Genomic DNA, 14,347 nt, shown 5'->3' with positions numbered 1-14,347 from the left:
CTCGTAAGCCAGGATCTATGAGGCAGCCCTTTCTTCCGCCTGTTCTGCAAGCTCCTGTAAAGCCTCTTTTTCTTCCCGGCGGAAAATCCGGGTGGTATCCAGGAGAATAATCAGACGATCATCAACCATAGCAATGCCCTGTAAGTAAGTGGCAGCAACCCCCGCTACCATTGGCGGTGGAGGCTGGACGCTCTCCTGTGACAGGCGTAATACTTCCGAAACCCCATCCACCATCATTCCGGCGGTGGTTCCTCCAACCTCCACGATCACTATGCGGGTGTTTCCCGTTACGTTGATGGGGGCCAGCCCCAGGCGGCGGGCCAGGTCTATTACGGGTATTACCCGCCCCCGCAGGTTGATCACGCCTTCCACAAAGTCCGGAGCACCGGGAATGGCCGTAATGTCCGAAGCCCGGATAATTTCTAAAACATGGCCGATATCCACACCGTAGGTTTGTTCTTTTAAACGGAAAACCACTAATTGCAACTCGCCCTGCTGTTCGCCAGCCATGGGAACCTCTCCTTTTACCGCGGTGTTTTAATTACTCTCTTTGACTTTGCATTAATCTTGTGTTTTGGGTTAAGCTGCTGGATAGATCAAAGGTGCCGGGCGCGTTTTAAAACCGGCACCAGGTATAGCGGCGTACCAGAACAAAAATTACTCCTCGTATCTTTCCTCCCGCTCCTCCCGGGCTTCCGGCTTGAGGAAGGCAGTCAGCCGCTCGCGAATAAGAATGGGGTTGTACCCGGCCTGCAGGGAGACAATGCCTTCCAGCATCAACTGGCGCAGGAGCATTTCCTTTTTGCTCAGGTTTTGCAGCTTCGCCGCCAGGGGCAGCCAGAAAACGTTGGCGCTGGCCACACCATACAGGGTGGCGATAAAAGCCACGGCAATGGCCGGCCCCAGGGTTTCCGGAGAATCAATGGAGCTGAGCACGTGTACCAGGCCCATGACCGTACCGATGATGCCCATGGTGGGGGCGTAGCCACCGGCAGCCTCAAAGATACCCGCCCCCACCTGGTGGCGCTCCTGAATGGAGTAAAGCTCTGCTTCAAGGATATTGCGTACCAAGTCGGGGTCGGTGCCGTCCACAACCAGCTGGATGCCCTTGCGCAGGAAGGGATCATCTATTTCACCCAGGCGGTTTTCCAGGTAGAGCAGCCCTTCCCGTCTGGCCTCGTCGGCCAGGCCGACAATGAGCTCGATGGTGTCGGTGGGCTCGGGAATGGTGCGAAAAAGCCCCACCCGGAGGAGCCGGGGAACCTGTTTTAAGTCGCTTAAAGTAAAACTGAAAACGGTAGCACCTATTGTACCTCCGAAGACTATCAACGCGGCTGTAGGCTGCAACAGCGCGCTGGCATGTCCCCCCTCCAGCATAAAACCGCCCACCAGGGCCACTACCGCGATTACAAAACCAAATACGGCAAGGTCCATCAGTCATCCCTTTCCTGTAATTTAATCCCGGGGTGCCGGCAGCGAGGATTCCGGCTCCGCTCCCTTGTATTTGCTGCGCAAGATAACCAGGTCAACCCGGCGATTCATTTGCCGGTGGGCCTCCGAATCGTTTGGCACCCGGGGGCGGTATTCGCCGTATCCCACTGCCGAAAGGCGCTGGGGCGGAAAATTGGCCGTACGGATCAGTTCCTGCACCACCGCTGTAGCCCGGGCCGTAGATAACTCCCAGTTTGAAGGATAGCGTTCCGTGTTTATGGGTAGATTGTCGGTGTGTCCTTCAATGCGTATGTAGTTGGAGGTTTTCAGCAGCACGGGGGCCACTGCGGCGATAATCTCCCGTGCCCGGGGAGTAAGCTCCGCCGAGCCCAGTTTAAAAAGAACCTCATCCTGGAAGCTGAGCACAATGCCCCGTTCCTCGCTGGTAGCAGAAACCCTGGCTGCCAGGCCCTGCTTTTGAATCTGCCGCAGCAGCTCCTGGCGGATATTTTCCATTTCCGCCTTATCTGCCACATCCTGCGGCGTTTCCACCTGTGTGCCGCTGATGCCCGGGACCACCGAAGGCCCCAGATTTTCCAGTATAACCCCGCCGCCGCCCATGGCCTTACTTAATGATTCGGCCAGCATGCGGAATTTCTTGATATCAACCTGGCTTAACGAGTACATGACAATGAAAAAGATCAGCAGCAGGGTGATCATGTCGGCATAGGTGATTAACCAGCGTTCCATGCTTCCGTAACTTGACTTTTTACTCTCTCTTTTCATAATAAACGTACTCCTTTTCTACTGTACTCCTTTTCCAAAGGACGCCCATACCCATTATTCGCCTCCAATGGAAGACTTCCTTCCCCATGAGGGGTTAAATTTCGCCAGGTTCTCAGCGGCAGTGACGGGCTGCCCCGGACTTAATCCGCTCCCACCAGGAGCGGTTTTGCCTGTACCACTCTACTGTTGCCGCCAGCCCCTCCTCGAAGGTATGCCGGGGCCGCCAGCCCAGCTCCCGGGTAATCTTCGAGGGGTCGATGGCGTAGCGGCGGTCGTGGCCGGGGCGGTCCTTCACAAACCGGATGAGGCTTTCCGGCTTGTCCAAAAGCTGCAAGATCATCCGCACCACTTCCAGGTTGGTGCGCTCCCCGTGGCCGCCGATGTTGTAGATCTCCCCGGGCCTCCCCCGGAAGAGAACCAGCTCCAGCGCCCGGCAGTGGTCCTCCACGTGCAGCCAGTCCCGCACGTTCAAGCCGTCGCCGTACACGGGCAGGGGTTTATCCTCCAGGGCGCTGGTGATCATGAGGGGGATGAGCTTTTCCGGGAACTGGTAGGGACCGTAGTTGTTGGAGCAGCGGGTGATGACCACCGGCAGGCCGTGGGTGCGGTGATAGGCCAGGGCCAGAAGGTCGGCGGCGGCCTTGCTGGCGGAGTAGGGGCTGGAAGGTTTCAAGGGGCTCTCCTCGGTAAAGCGCCCCTCCGGCCCCAGGGAGCCGTAAACCTCGTCGGTGGAGACCTGGACGAAGATCACGGGCCTTTCAGCCCCGGCTGCCGCCTGCCCGTCGAACCTCTCCCTCCAGTATTCCGCAGCCGCGTCCAGCAGCACCTGGGTGCCCCGCACGTTGGTCTCGACAAAGGGCGAGGCGTCCACTATGCTGCGGTCCACGTGGGACTCGGCGGCAAAGTTGATCACCGCGTCCACGCCGCGGGAAAAAATCTCCCCCACCAGGCGGCGGTCACAGATGTCACCGTGGATGAACGCATGGCGGGGGTGGTCCGCAAGATCGGCCAGGTTTTCCAGGTTGCCCGCATAGGTGAGCTTATCCAGGTTGATGACCGAAACTCCGGGGCGGGCCGCAAGGATATAGCGGATAAAGTTGGAGCCGATGAATCCGGCTCCGCCGGTAACCAGCAGTTTCATTGATCACATTGCTCCTTTTAAGTTATTTTTGTCTTTCCGATAGGTACCTTTCCAGGGCGTCTGCCCACGGCGGGAGCAGGTAACCGGTGGTTTCCTTCAAGGGAAACGGGTCCAGCACCGAGTAGAGCGGTCTTCTGGCCGGGCGGGGAAACTCCGCCGTGGAGCAGGGGGCCAGTTCCACCTCCAGGCCGGCCAGTTTGAATATTGCCGCCGCAAATTCGTACCAGGTGGTGCTGCCGCTGTTGGTGACGTGGTAGGTGCCGTACCGGCCGCTTTCCACCAGGTCGGCAATGGCCCGGGCCAGATCTACCGTGCAGGTGGGGCAGCCCCGCTGATCGCTGACCACCCGGGCGGCACCCTTTCCCCGGCCGATCTGGAGCATGGTCTCCACGAAATTCCTGCCCCCGTGGCCGAAGAGCCAGCTGGTGCGCACGATGAAGCAGCTGCCGCCGGCCTCCGCCACCGCCCGCTCGCCCCAGAGCTTGCTCTTACCGTAGACGTTCAGGGGATTCGGGGGGTCGTACACGCCGTAGGGTTCGCCCTTTTGACCGTCAAAAATGTAGTCGGTGCTCACATGCACCAGCACGGCATCCACTTCCCGGCAGGCCAGGGCCAGATTCCGGGGTCCCAGGCCGTTGACCAGGAAGGCCCGCTCGCTGCTGGCTTCCGCACCGTCCACGTCGGTGTAGGCGGCGCAGTTAACCACCACCCGGGGCCGCAGCTGCCGCAGGGCGGACCGCACCGCCGCGAAGTCGGTGATGTCCAGTTCCTGGCGGGAAAGGGACAGCACTTCTTCCCCGCGCCGCCCGAACTCCGCGGTCACCGCCCGGCCCAGCATGCCGGCAGCGCCGGTGACCAGCACCCGCCTAGCCATGCCGCACCTCCCAGGTGTAAGGAATGGAGGGGTCGTTATAGGGCAGGCGGTATTCGTCGGGGTTCTCGTAGTTGTACAGCTCGGTGGGAAAGTTGACAATTAAGGCCGTCTGGTTGCCCTCGGCGGTGAAGCCGTGGTAGACCAGGGGCGGGATTTTTACCAGGCAGGGATTGAGGTAGCCGATGTGAAAGACGTTGACCATGCCTTTGGTGGGGCTGTCCTCGCGGGAGTCGTAAAGCACCACTTTGGCCATGCCGCCCACGCAGACGAAGTGGTCCCACTGGATTTTGTGGTAGTGCCAGGCCTTGATCACCCCCGGGTAGCAGGCGGTGATGTAGGCCTGGCCGAATTTATCAAACTCCGGCCAGTCGGAGCGCAGCATCTCCATGAGAAAACCCCGCTCGTCGGGGATCAAGCGCAGCTTCTTTACCTGCACGCCGTCGATCAGCTCCATAAAAACCCCTCCTGCTCTCAAATTACCACTTCCGCGTCGTCGCCCACGAAAAGGCGCAGGGCCCGGCGGCGGCCGCCGGCCCGGACCACGCGAGTGTTGCTCCCGATAAGGCTGTCCTCGATGTGCTCCACGTCCACCAGGCGGCAGTTCTCCAGCACCACCGCATGTTCCAGGGAGACCCGTTCCAGGTGGCTGCCGCCGGCAATGGCGGTGTAGGGGCCTACAAAAGAGTCAATGATGTTAACTCCACTGCCGATGACCACCGGCCCCCGGATGACACTGTTTATCACCCGCGCGCCCTCCCCTATTTCCACCCGGCCCACCACCTGGCTTTTGCCGTCTACCTCTCCTTTGACGTCCCGCCGGGCGAACTCGTCCAGCACCACCCGGTTGGCCTCCAGGATATCGTCCTTTTTGCCGGTGTCCAGCCACCAGCCCTCCAGGATGCGGGCTTCCACCGGGCAGCCCATATGGATGAGCTCCTGGATGGCATCGGTGATCTCCAGCTCCCCCCGCCAGGAGGGTTTGATACGTTCAATAGCCATATGTATCGCCGGCCTGAAGAGATACACGCCCACCAGGGCCAGGTCGCTGGGCGGCTCCTTTGGCTTTTCAATTAACTGGACAACGTGGTTCCGGCCGTCCAGAACGGCCACGCCAAAGGCCCGGGGATCTTTTACCCTTTTGAGCAGGATGAAGGCGCCGGCTTCACCGGCGGCAAAGTCCCGCACGAAGGCCTCGACGCCGCCCTGGATGAGGTTATCCCCCAAAAACATCAAAAAGGGCGACTCTCCCAGGAATTCCCGGGCCGTCTTCACGGCGTGGGCCAGCCCGGCGGGAGTCTCCTGCAGTATGTAGGTGATCTTTATTCCCCAGCGGGAGCCGTCCCCTACGGCGTCTTTCACGTTTTCGCCCGTTTCCGGTGAAATAATTACCCCCACATTATCTATCCCCGCCGCTGCGATTTGCTCCAGCACGTAGAAGATGATGGGCTTGTTGGCGACCGGGATCAATTGTTTGGCCGTGGTGTAGGTAAGGGGCCGCAGGCGCGTTCCCTTCCCGCCGGCCAGTACCAGAGCTTTCAAACTGCTCCTCCCCCTTCAGAACACCGTAAACAAAGTTATTGCCGGCATCCCGCAGGCGCGGGTGCCGCGCGTCCCGCGGCGGCAACGCCGGGTCACCCACCGGCCGAACGGTGCGCTGGCCGGGATTGTTCCAGACGGTTTCCATATGGATGCAGTGGTTCGTTTTTCCTTTCATTATGAACAATTATAACCATCACGGAGCTCGATGTCCATTAGTAAAGCGCCCTGCCAGCCGCCGTCACCCCGCCCAGCACCGCAAAAACCACATTGGGCACGGTGTACGCCACCAGGTAGGCGTCGGTGGCCGCGCTGACCCCGAAAACGCAGGCCAGGGCCATTTCCCGTATAAACTTCAGTACCTCGGAAAGCATGTTGAAGCCGGCGATCACCGCTGTAGCGCGGGCAATGGCGCTGGTGATGCTCATTCTGATCCTCCGGGAAGTGCTTCTTTATATGGCGCTTGACCAGATCCACACAAAAGAAAACGCCGGCAGCTCTACACCTGCCGGGTCTGACCGCTTTCTTTGTTAACTAACTGTTCTTCAGCATCATCGCCTCGTTAAGAGCCTGCAAGCTGTATTAGATTTTGTTTATGAAGTTACGTCAACCTCATACTGATACGGAACCACTATTTTCAAATCCGGATGCGGGACATATTTAAAATCGTCCGGGTTTCTGGTATATAGCGGCAATTTATAGGCTATGGCGGTGGCCGCTATGTAACAATCATCAACCAAAATATTGGTATCCAGCAAAATTCGCATGAGTTACCGCCCCGAAAAGAAGGAATCATCCTTATCAGCCCAAATACCCTTTAGTGCTTCAGCAGCTGCTTTCCTCCGGGCAATCTGCCTCCGCGTTTCCGATTGTTTTTGTTTTTGGGGATTGAACATAGCGAACACCCCTGAAGATTGTCCTTCGGCTAAATTGTGACTTCCTCTCATAACCCGCTAAACTCTCTTAGAGTTCGTAGCTAAGTTCCTTTCTTGAAAAGTTTACAGGCTCTTCCACGAAAACGACCAACGTACCGGAGAGGAAGTTGTCATCCGTCCTTGCTTGCCGGTAGCTTACCGCCTGTAGGGGCTTTACAAATGGGTAGACTTCTCGATCAAAAGATCTCCGGTCCAATCTGTCCAGGTTGCTACGTACCGTGTCAACAATTCTTTCCACGTCAATGAAAATACAACCCTCGTATTTGGGCTGAAGGCTGGCAAATGCTTTTTTATATGTATTGCTGTCGGCCAGGGAGCTGCCGTCGCCCGTTACGGCCTCCTTAACAAGATTTTCCGAGGATCCAATAACCAAAATATTATCCGTGAAACCGTAGCCCAGCATAAATGCCTCAGTATACGGGTCATAGAAATATTTGATGTTCTTGCCGTCAACCTTCACAGAATCCGAAACAAATCCTTCTTCATCTAGCAAATCAGCTATCTTGTCCATTAACCTTTTTGCCTTCTGGATATCCTTTACGGAAAACATGGCGAGCATCCCCAGGTGAGTTTCTTTACCCAATAACCCGTCTCTATCCGGGACAATAGCCAGACCATATTCACTGCCCAACCAGGAAAGGAGATCACTTTCAATATCTATACCCAAATTGTATTCGATTTCCGCGTCGATGTCTTTAAAATCGGGTTCTTTTTGAATGTCTTCCAGAATTTTTTCCATTACGTAATTCAGGTGAACGCCCCCTATGAATACCAGGGAGTTTTCGGGAGCCAGGGTGATGGTCTTCTCAACTTTTTCGGGAGGGGGAAGGTCTTTGGGTAATTTTTCTTTATCGTAGGCCAGCGAGTAGTCAAAGCGCACCCCTTCTCCGGTAAAGCTTATGGAAAAGCCCAACCCCTGATATGCTTCCAGGTGGTGAAGGCTTTCAACGGGAAAATCCGTGTTCAACTCGTCCTTTATAATATCGGGAATGTTTTCAGCGTTGATATAGCAAGCACCCGACCTGTTTGCTGGCAGCTTTTTCATTACCTTTTTGTAGTTTTCATTTTTGGCCAGGGTGGCCGCACCTTTTTGCCTGGTCATGTCTATTGCCTTTTCGATGGCTTCCTCGCTTTCCGCCAGCAGCAAAAACCCCTCATGCAGGGCGTAGGCTACCGGTGAAGAACCCCCGGTTTCAACGGTTATCTCGACCCCCTGATAAGTCCGGTCCTTGAATGCCATACCTTCTTTTTCCCAGTGCTGGCGCACTTTTTGTAAGCAGGCCGAAGCTTTTTTCATATTGGTGGTAGAAACAGCGAGCAGGTATAACTCCTCGTGGCTGTAATTAGGGACAATTAGGGCTATTTCCCTGCCAAGCCAGGGTTTTACGTCTTCATTGAAGTCTAAACCGAATTCATCCTCAAAGTCCCTTCGCAAATCGTCGAAAGCATCTTTAACTTCCGGGATGGAAAGGTAAATGTCTCTGATACGGGCAAAATTTTTTACCTGGTCCAGATTGGGATTAACGACCAAAAACAGGTCGGTATTGCCTGGTGCCAGTTTGGCTGCGCGGGCACTGTTAGACGGGCTAAGGAATGGGAGTACTTGGGCGAGGGATTCTCGGGCAACAAAACCGATAACAAGAAGAAGATAGGTGAGTACGCCGAGCCCAATCCAGATGGCCTTTTTTGATTTCGAAGGACTGGGCGGTGGTGCGAACTCATTCAGGGGAGTGCCGCAGAAGGGGCAAAATTTTGCCTCCTTATTCTCGACCGTGGCGTTGCATTTCGCACACTCCACGTTGAACCAACTCCTTTCTTGAAGAAATAGTTTCTTATTTTCCTGGCTTCTCTCTGGAACTTCAGGAACATGTCCGCGCACTTGACATTGGGCGGGACCGTCATGACCTGGGCATACCCCTGGAGCAGTAGCTCCGCGTTGTACATCTTCGCCCGTACTTCCTTCCAGGTGTTTTTAACCTTTCTGTGGTGGCTGAAATCTTTTTTAATTCACCCGGCTGTCAATAAACAGGTACAGGTCGTCACCCAGGAAATAACAAAATGTCCATATCTTTAGCCGTGTTTCCAGGTCGAAATAGGGTTCCGAAACAATTCCTTTACCTAAGTCCTTCTCTTTTTAACTTTTGGCTATTTTGGCAATCTCTTTTTTCAGCGCCACGAAGCAACGTAGCAGTTCCAGGGATGCCTGGGCCAATTCTTCGGCTGCTTCTGCCCGGGCTTCTCTCACCAGAGCAGCACCGACAGTATGAACCAGGCGGTGAGGCTCGTCTATAGCCCGCCAGGCAGGCAAGTGGCCGAACTGTCTGCCGCCCTCACCTATATACCAGCGTCCAAAGGCGCATTCGGTATGGTCGGATAATTTTTCACCTGTTCCAACTTTCGCCACTACAGTGTTAATGAACCGGGCATGGTCGAAAAGCCTGGCTGCCAGGGTATGAACCGGCGTATCTTCGGTTATCTCGACCAGGAGTTCTTCCAGAACCGGCATGGTGACTTCACGGATGTGGCTGGCATTGGCCGTACAGGAGTCACCGAAGGCTGTTATTTGGGCAAGCCGCTGGGACGACTGGGCAAGATCTGTTGTCGTAGTGGCAACCTGATTCATGACCCGGGTTATTTCGTCGAGGGCGCTGGTTGCAAGTTCCACCTGCTTCATGCTTTCGTCTATGCTTTGTACTACAGAGGTAACCTGCCTGGAATAAACCTCAAAGGAATCCGTTACCTCTTTGCTGCTGCGGTTGGCTGACTCTGATAATTGACCCACTTCTGCAGTTAATTCTTTCACAGTCCCTACCGCATCCTTCGTTTTCCCCGCCAGCTTCCTTACTTCTTCAGCTACTACGGCAAAACCACGCCCGTGTTCGCCAGCCCGGGCAGCTTCTATAGCAGCGTTCAGTGCCAGGAGGTTGGTCTGTTCTGCAATCTCCGCAACTTCTTCGCCAATCTGGTTGACCTGATTAAAACGCTGGCTTACTTCATTCAACTGGTCTCTCATATACTGTATACCGGTAGCCACAACTTTTAAAAGCCTGTCCATCTCCGCCAGTGCCGAGCGATTGGCTTCTGCCAGCTGTTTCATTTGGTGATGAGCGGCAGCCGATTCTTCCACGGAAGCATTGACTTCCTCGATAGTGGCAGAGAGTTCTTGAGAACCCGATGCCTGAACCTCCGCCTCGCGGGCCGCTTCATCTGCCCTCAAGCGGCTCCACAGGGCCAGGAGATCTGTGTGCGCCATAATGAAACGACCTACGCTAAGCCCAAAAAGCAAATCACCCGAATTGAAGGTATTGGAGGTACCCGGCTCACTTTTCTTTCTAAAGAACAGCAACTTAACCCCACCCTTTCCTTTTCGTGAACGTTTAAATTTAAGTCCAACTGGTGAACTATTTACCTGCTGGTCCGTACAGTCGGGATTTGCACCCTCTGGTTCAAACGCTTAAGTTCGCCCGGATTCAGGGATAAAAACTAGTCGTAAATTCTCGTTCGTAGAGGCTCAAATCAGTTTCTCCCCGTCCTATCAAGCGACTAAAAACTTCCACCAAAAGTGGATCAAACTGCCCTCCGGCACAGCAGTGCATTTCCTTCAGAGCCTCTTCCCGGGATAATGGAAAAGGTCGGTAGATCCTCTCCGTGGTCATGGCGTCGAAGCTGTCGGCAACGGCTAAAATGCGCGCCCCCAGAGGTATATCTTGAGCTACAAGTCCAGCGGGATAGCCCGTTCCATCGTATCTCTCGTGGTGATGCAGTACCATGAGACTAATTTCTTTCATACCGGGAATGGTTGAGAGAATTTCATAACTGAAAACCGGGTGCTTTTTTATCTCCTCCCATTCCTCGGCAGTCAACTTGCCCTGTTTAAACAGTATATAGTCAGGGATTCCTATTTTGCCTATGTCGTGCAGAAGGCCAGCTAAGTAGACGCGTTTCTGGTATTTTTCGTCCAATCCCAATTCCCTGGCCAGCAGGAGCGCATAAAAGGCCACGCGCTGAGAATGCAGGCAGTCCGACTTAAATCGAGATTCCTGCACCCGAACCAGTACCCGAGCAGCGTTAATAAGTGTGGGCTTCATGGAAACACCTCTATCATGGAAATTACCATGGAAACGGTAGAAAAAACTCATGAGAACAGTTTCTTATAGGAATGATGGTGGCGGGTACAAGGGTGGGGAGCGTAAAAAGGGGAACCAAAAAGGAGGGAACCAAAGAAGGGGAACCCCAAAAGAGTTGTTTATAGGGCTAATAAATAAGGCCAGATGTAGACAGGTTACCCCCCCCCCCCCGAACTGACGTTCTATAAGGGATTCTTTCATACTTGCTCAAACCTCCGCCTTTTACGTTATTCCAAATTAAGAAAGCCGCAGGGAGACAAGTATACGCTTTCCTGCAGCTACCTTTCTCCCTTGCAACCCAGCCGTCATAGTTCCCCGTAGCAACCCTTTGGGGAACCTTAGACCTGTGGCTTTGCGCCCCCGGCTTTCGCCGGGTTTGCCCTCCAGGATTCGGATTGAACAAAATAGCTTTTTAACTTTTCGACCCCACTACCTTATTTCGACATAATTTTAGCATACTTGAGTCCTTTAAAATCAAGGTTTTTCGGGCAAAGCAAAAAGCCCCGTTTTCCGGGGCTCTGATTTTGCTGGTGGGCACGGCTGGTTTCGAACCAGCGACCTCTTGAATGTGAGTCAAGCGCTCTCCCACTGAGCTACGCGCCCGTTTTGTAGTTTACCGCGGGGCCAACCCGCTTGCATGTGTTATTTTAGCATATTTGCCGGCCAAACGCAAGAGGGGGTCACCTGTTTTTTCGTGCCATCGTCCAAAGCTCAAGAGCGGCGGAGTTTATTTTCCTGGCCTTGTTGCTCCTGGCGAACCGAATATAGCAGTTTTCAACACTTTTCAATGATTAAATAGCTACTCTCCTTTTTTACCACCGGCACCACCTGGAAGGTGTTCAGGGAAGCGCACCAGTCCAGATCAGCCGCCAGCCCCATGTTTAAAAGCCTGCGCCCGTGGCGGGAGTGGTCAAAAGCCCGGCGGGTGTTGTCCCGGTAGGTTCGGGCCAGGTGCAGGGCGGCTACGGCGAAGTCGGCAAGGTCCAGGGAGGAAGACGGCTGGTGGTTTGAACAAAGCCAGCCCGGGTCCAGCATCTCCACAATCTCCAGCACCACCATTCCCGCTGCCAGGGTATCCTCCAGGGAAAATTGACCTTGCGTGCCCGCGCAAACCATGGTTATATCCCTGCCCAGACGGCAGGCCTTTTGAGCCACGGCCCGGGCATTGAGCAGGCTTCCCACCAGCACAGTGTGGGCCTCTTTTGCCGCGCCGTTCAGGGCCCGGGTGCCGTTGCTGGTGGTAAGGACCAGCACTTTGCCGCCCACCACTTCCGGCGGGTATTCCAGGGGAGAGTTGCCGTAAGGAAAGCCAGGGATTTTTTGACCACCCCGCTCACCTGCCAGCAGTACCGGTGTGTTTTCCCCGGCCAGCCTGCCCGCCAGCTCTCTGGCTCCGGATGCGTCTACCACCGGAACCACCCTCCGGCAGCCGTGGGCCAGGGCAGTGACAATGGTGCTTGTGGCCCGTAACACATCAAAAACCACCGCGGTACACCCGGCCAGTTCGGCCGGAACTATACTTTCGGCAGTGGGAAGAAGGTCGATGCGCATGATTTAAAAACCCTTTCACCAAAGTGATTATGGCTTTGCATTGAATTTGGTCCGGGGGACCGCAAATATTATACTGCTTCCTATCTCTGGCGGCAAGAAAATTTAAAGGGCTTCCACAGTATACAAATATGCCGCACCCGAAGAGGGTTTTAAAAGGCGGTTGTGGAAAAAATAAGTAATAACCAGCGGCGCCTGCCGGCGGCCCGGGGAGGATGTTTTATGCAGCTGCACCTGCGCAAGAGGTACAAGCATTTTGCCCGCTACCGGGAAATTGCCAACGTCCTGGTGCGCCACGGTTTCGGGTACCTGGCACAACAGCTGGGTCTTGGCGAGTTCCTGGGCCCTGGCCGCCGGCACAAACCGGCACGCCAGGCCCCCGTGGTGGAACGGCCTTCCCCGCCCGAAAGGCTGCGCCTGGCCCTGGAGGAACTGGGCCCGACTTTTATCAAGATGGGACAGGTGCTTTCCACCCGCTCCGATCTGCTGGCCCCGGAATATATTGCCGAGCTGGAAAAGCTCCAGGACCGGGTGCCCCCTTTCCCCTTTGCCCAGGTGCGGGAACGCATTCAAATGGAGCTGGGGCTGCCCCTGGAGGAAATCTTTGCCCATTTCGAAGCTACCCCCCTGGCTGCCGCTTCCATCGGCCAGGTCCACCGGGCAAACCTGCGGGACGGCAGGCCGGTGGTGGTCAAGGTCCAGCGGCCGGGCACGGAAAAAATTCTCTCCACAGATATAGAAATCCTCCATGATGTGGCCCGGCTGGTGGACAGGCACGGGCCCTGGCGGGAGCTTTATCGCTTCGAGGAAATGGTGGAGGAGTTTGAAAAGATCCTGCGGGAAGAGATGGACTTCACTGTGGAAGGGCGCCATGCCGATACCTTTCGCCAGCATTTTGCCGGCGACAACACGGTCTATTTCCCGGTGGTGTACTGGGATTACACCACCAGCAAGGTGCTGACCATGGAGTACGTAGAGGGAGTGAAACTGACTAACCCGGAAGAGCTGGCCCGCCGGGGCATTGACCGGCAGGTGGTGGCCCGGCACCTCGCCGATGCCCTGCTGCGGCAGATCCTGCTGCACGGTTTTTTCCACGGCGACCCCCACCCGGGCAACCTGGCCGCCCTGCCCGGCGGGAGGGTGGCCTTTATGGACTTTGGCATTGTGGGGCGCCTGAATGAAGAGGTGCGGGAAAAAATCGGCGCTCTGGTTTTGGGATTGGTCCGGCGGAGCACTTCCCAGGTGGTACGGGCGGTGGAAGACCTGGGCGTAGTGCCACCCCATGTGGACCGGGCCGCCCTGCACCGGGATATCGACGCCCTGAGGGAAAAATATTATGAAATCCCCTTGAGCCGGATTAGCCTGGCCGAATCTTTAGGGGATGTAATGGCGGTGGCCTTCAAATACCGTATCCGCGTTCCCACCCAGTTCACCCTGCTGGTGAAGTCCCTGGTTACCGCTGAAGGTTTAGTTGCGCAGCTGGACCCGGAATTGAGCATCGTGGAGATTGCCCGTCCCATGGGCAAACGCCTGCTGGCGCGCCGTTTCAGCCTGCCGGGGATAAAAAGGCTGGTGCTGGAGCACCTGGAAGACTACCACCAGCTTTTGACCCACCTGCCTCACCGCCTGGACAGGGTGCTGGACCTGGCCGCAGGGGGTGAATTAAAAATAAAAGCGGTAAACCCGGACCTGAACCGCATGTTCGGCCAGCTCAACGCCATGGTTAACCGCCTGGTTCTGGGTATCCTTTTGGGTTCTTTGATCGTGGGTTCTTCTCTGCTGCTGGGGCGGGGTTATACCATTCTCTGGGGTTTGCCTGTAGTGGAGGCCGCTTTTGTTGTCGGGGGAGTGCTGGGCGTGGCCCTGATCTTTTCCATTTTGCGTTCCCGGAGATTTTAGTTATGATGGTTAAATCCCCGGCGGGCGCAGGCCCGGGATCATGATGACCATTAATGCCAGAAGCAGCACA

General features: G+C 55.6%; 13 protein-coding genes, 1 tRNA gene and 1 riboswitch. Of the genes, 1 reads left to right on the top strand and 13 read right to left on the bottom strand.

The features are described 5' to 3' along the window. Positions 1–15: 15 nt before the first annotated feature. The 13 genes from D7024_RS07910 to D7024_RS07835 all read right to left on the bottom strand — a co-directional run bounded on the left by D7024_RS07910 (position 16) and on the right by D7024_RS07835 (position 12,381). Positions 16–510 carry a chemotaxis protein CheW gene (locus D7024_RS07910; RefSeq protein ID WP_121451296.1) on the bottom strand — a complete coding sequence of 165 codons (495 nt, stop codon included), beginning with the start codon at positions 508–510 and terminating at the stop codon, positions 16–18. Between the two features lie 147 nt (positions 511–657). Beyond that, a complete protein-coding gene (locus D7024_RS07905; protein ID WP_121451295.1) occupies positions 658–1,434 on the bottom strand; it encodes a flagellar motor protein in 777 nt (258 codons plus the stop codon). A 21-nt stretch (positions 1,435–1,455) separates the two neighbouring features. After that, positions 1,456–2,217 (bottom strand): OmpA/MotB family protein, encoded by a 762-nt coding sequence (locus D7024_RS07900; RefSeq protein ID WP_121451294.1) that lies wholly within the window; start codon positions 2,215–2,217, stop codon positions 1,456–1,458. Between the two features lie 112 nt (positions 2,218–2,329). Further along, a complete protein-coding gene (gene rfbB / locus D7024_RS07895) occupies positions 2,330–3,358 on the bottom strand; it encodes a dTDP-glucose 4,6-dehydratase (RefSeq protein ID WP_121451293.1) in 1,029 nt (342 codons plus the stop codon). Between the two features lie 22 nt (positions 3,359–3,380). Then, on the bottom strand, positions 3,381–4,232 hold the full coding sequence (gene rfbD / locus D7024_RS07890) for a dTDP-4-dehydrorhamnose reductase (RefSeq protein ID WP_121451292.1): 852 nt from the start codon (positions 4,230–4,232) through the stop codon (positions 3,381–3,383). Continuing rightward, a complete protein-coding gene (locus tag D7024_RS07885) occupies positions 4,225–4,686 on the bottom strand; it encodes a dTDP-4-dehydrorhamnose 3,5-epimerase family protein (protein ID WP_121451291.1) in 462 nt (153 codons plus the stop codon). Before D7024_RS07885 ends, rfbD begins: the two co-directional genes overlap by 8 nt. A 17-nt stretch (positions 4,687–4,703) precedes the next feature. Next, positions 4,704–5,771, bottom strand: coding sequence for a glucose-1-phosphate thymidylyltransferase (locus tag D7024_RS07880; protein WP_121451290.1), 1,068 nt, complete (start codon positions 5,769–5,771; stop codon positions 4,704–4,706). A gap of 212 nt (positions 5,772–5,983) precedes the next feature. After that, on the bottom strand, positions 5,984–6,196 hold the full coding sequence (locus D7024_RS07875) for a hypothetical protein (protein ID WP_207666906.1): 213 nt from the start codon (positions 6,194–6,196) through the stop codon (positions 5,984–5,986). A 535-nt stretch (positions 6,197–6,731) separates the two neighbouring features. Then, positions 6,732–8,501: a DUF3352 domain-containing protein gene (locus tag D7024_RS07865; RefSeq protein WP_165859312.1), complete on the bottom strand. Its 1,770-nt coding sequence runs from the start codon at positions 8,499–8,501 to the stop codon at positions 6,732–6,734. A 336-nt stretch (positions 8,502–8,837) separates the two neighbouring features. Beyond that, positions 8,838–10,049 carry a methyl-accepting chemotaxis protein gene (locus tag D7024_RS15365; protein WP_121451288.1) on the bottom strand — a complete coding sequence of 404 codons (1,212 nt, stop codon included), beginning with the start codon at positions 10,047–10,049 and terminating at the stop codon, positions 8,838–8,840. Between the two features lie 124 nt (positions 10,050–10,173). Then, the gene (locus tag D7024_RS07845; RefSeq protein ID WP_121451287.1) at positions 10,174–10,791 is read right to left on the bottom strand and encodes an HD-GYP domain-containing protein; all 618 of its coding nucleotides are present in this window, start codon (positions 10,789–10,791) and stop codon (positions 10,174–10,176) included. Between the two features lie 328 nt (positions 10,792–11,119). Then, a riboswitch (cyclic di-GMP riboswitch) is annotated at positions 11,120–11,221 on the bottom strand. 137 nt (positions 11,222–11,358) lie between these two features. After that, positions 11,359–11,433 (bottom strand) — tRNA-Val (locus D7024_RS07840). Positions 11,434–11,604: 171 nt separating this feature from the next. Further along, positions 11,605–12,381 carry a 2-phosphosulfolactate phosphatase gene (locus D7024_RS07835; protein WP_121451286.1) on the bottom strand — a complete coding sequence of 259 codons (777 nt, stop codon included), beginning with the start codon at positions 12,379–12,381 and terminating at the stop codon, positions 11,605–11,607. A 219-nt stretch (positions 12,382–12,600) separates the two neighbouring features. On the opposite strand from D7024_RS07835, the gene D7024_RS07830 reads away from it, so the two are divergent. Next, positions 12,601–14,277, top strand: coding sequence for an ABC1 kinase family protein (locus tag D7024_RS07830; protein WP_121452512.1), 1,677 nt, complete (start codon positions 12,601–12,603; stop codon positions 14,275–14,277). Positions 14,278–14,347 lie beyond the last annotated feature (70 nt).

The organism is Desulfofundulus salinus (assembly GCF_003627965.1).
GTDB classification, from domain to species: domain Bacteria; phylum Bacillota; class Desulfotomaculia; order Desulfotomaculales; family Desulfovirgulaceae; genus Desulfofundulus; species Desulfofundulus salinus.
Note: the sequence above shows the minus strand (reverse complement) of the source record. Positions and strands in the feature narration are given on the sequence as shown.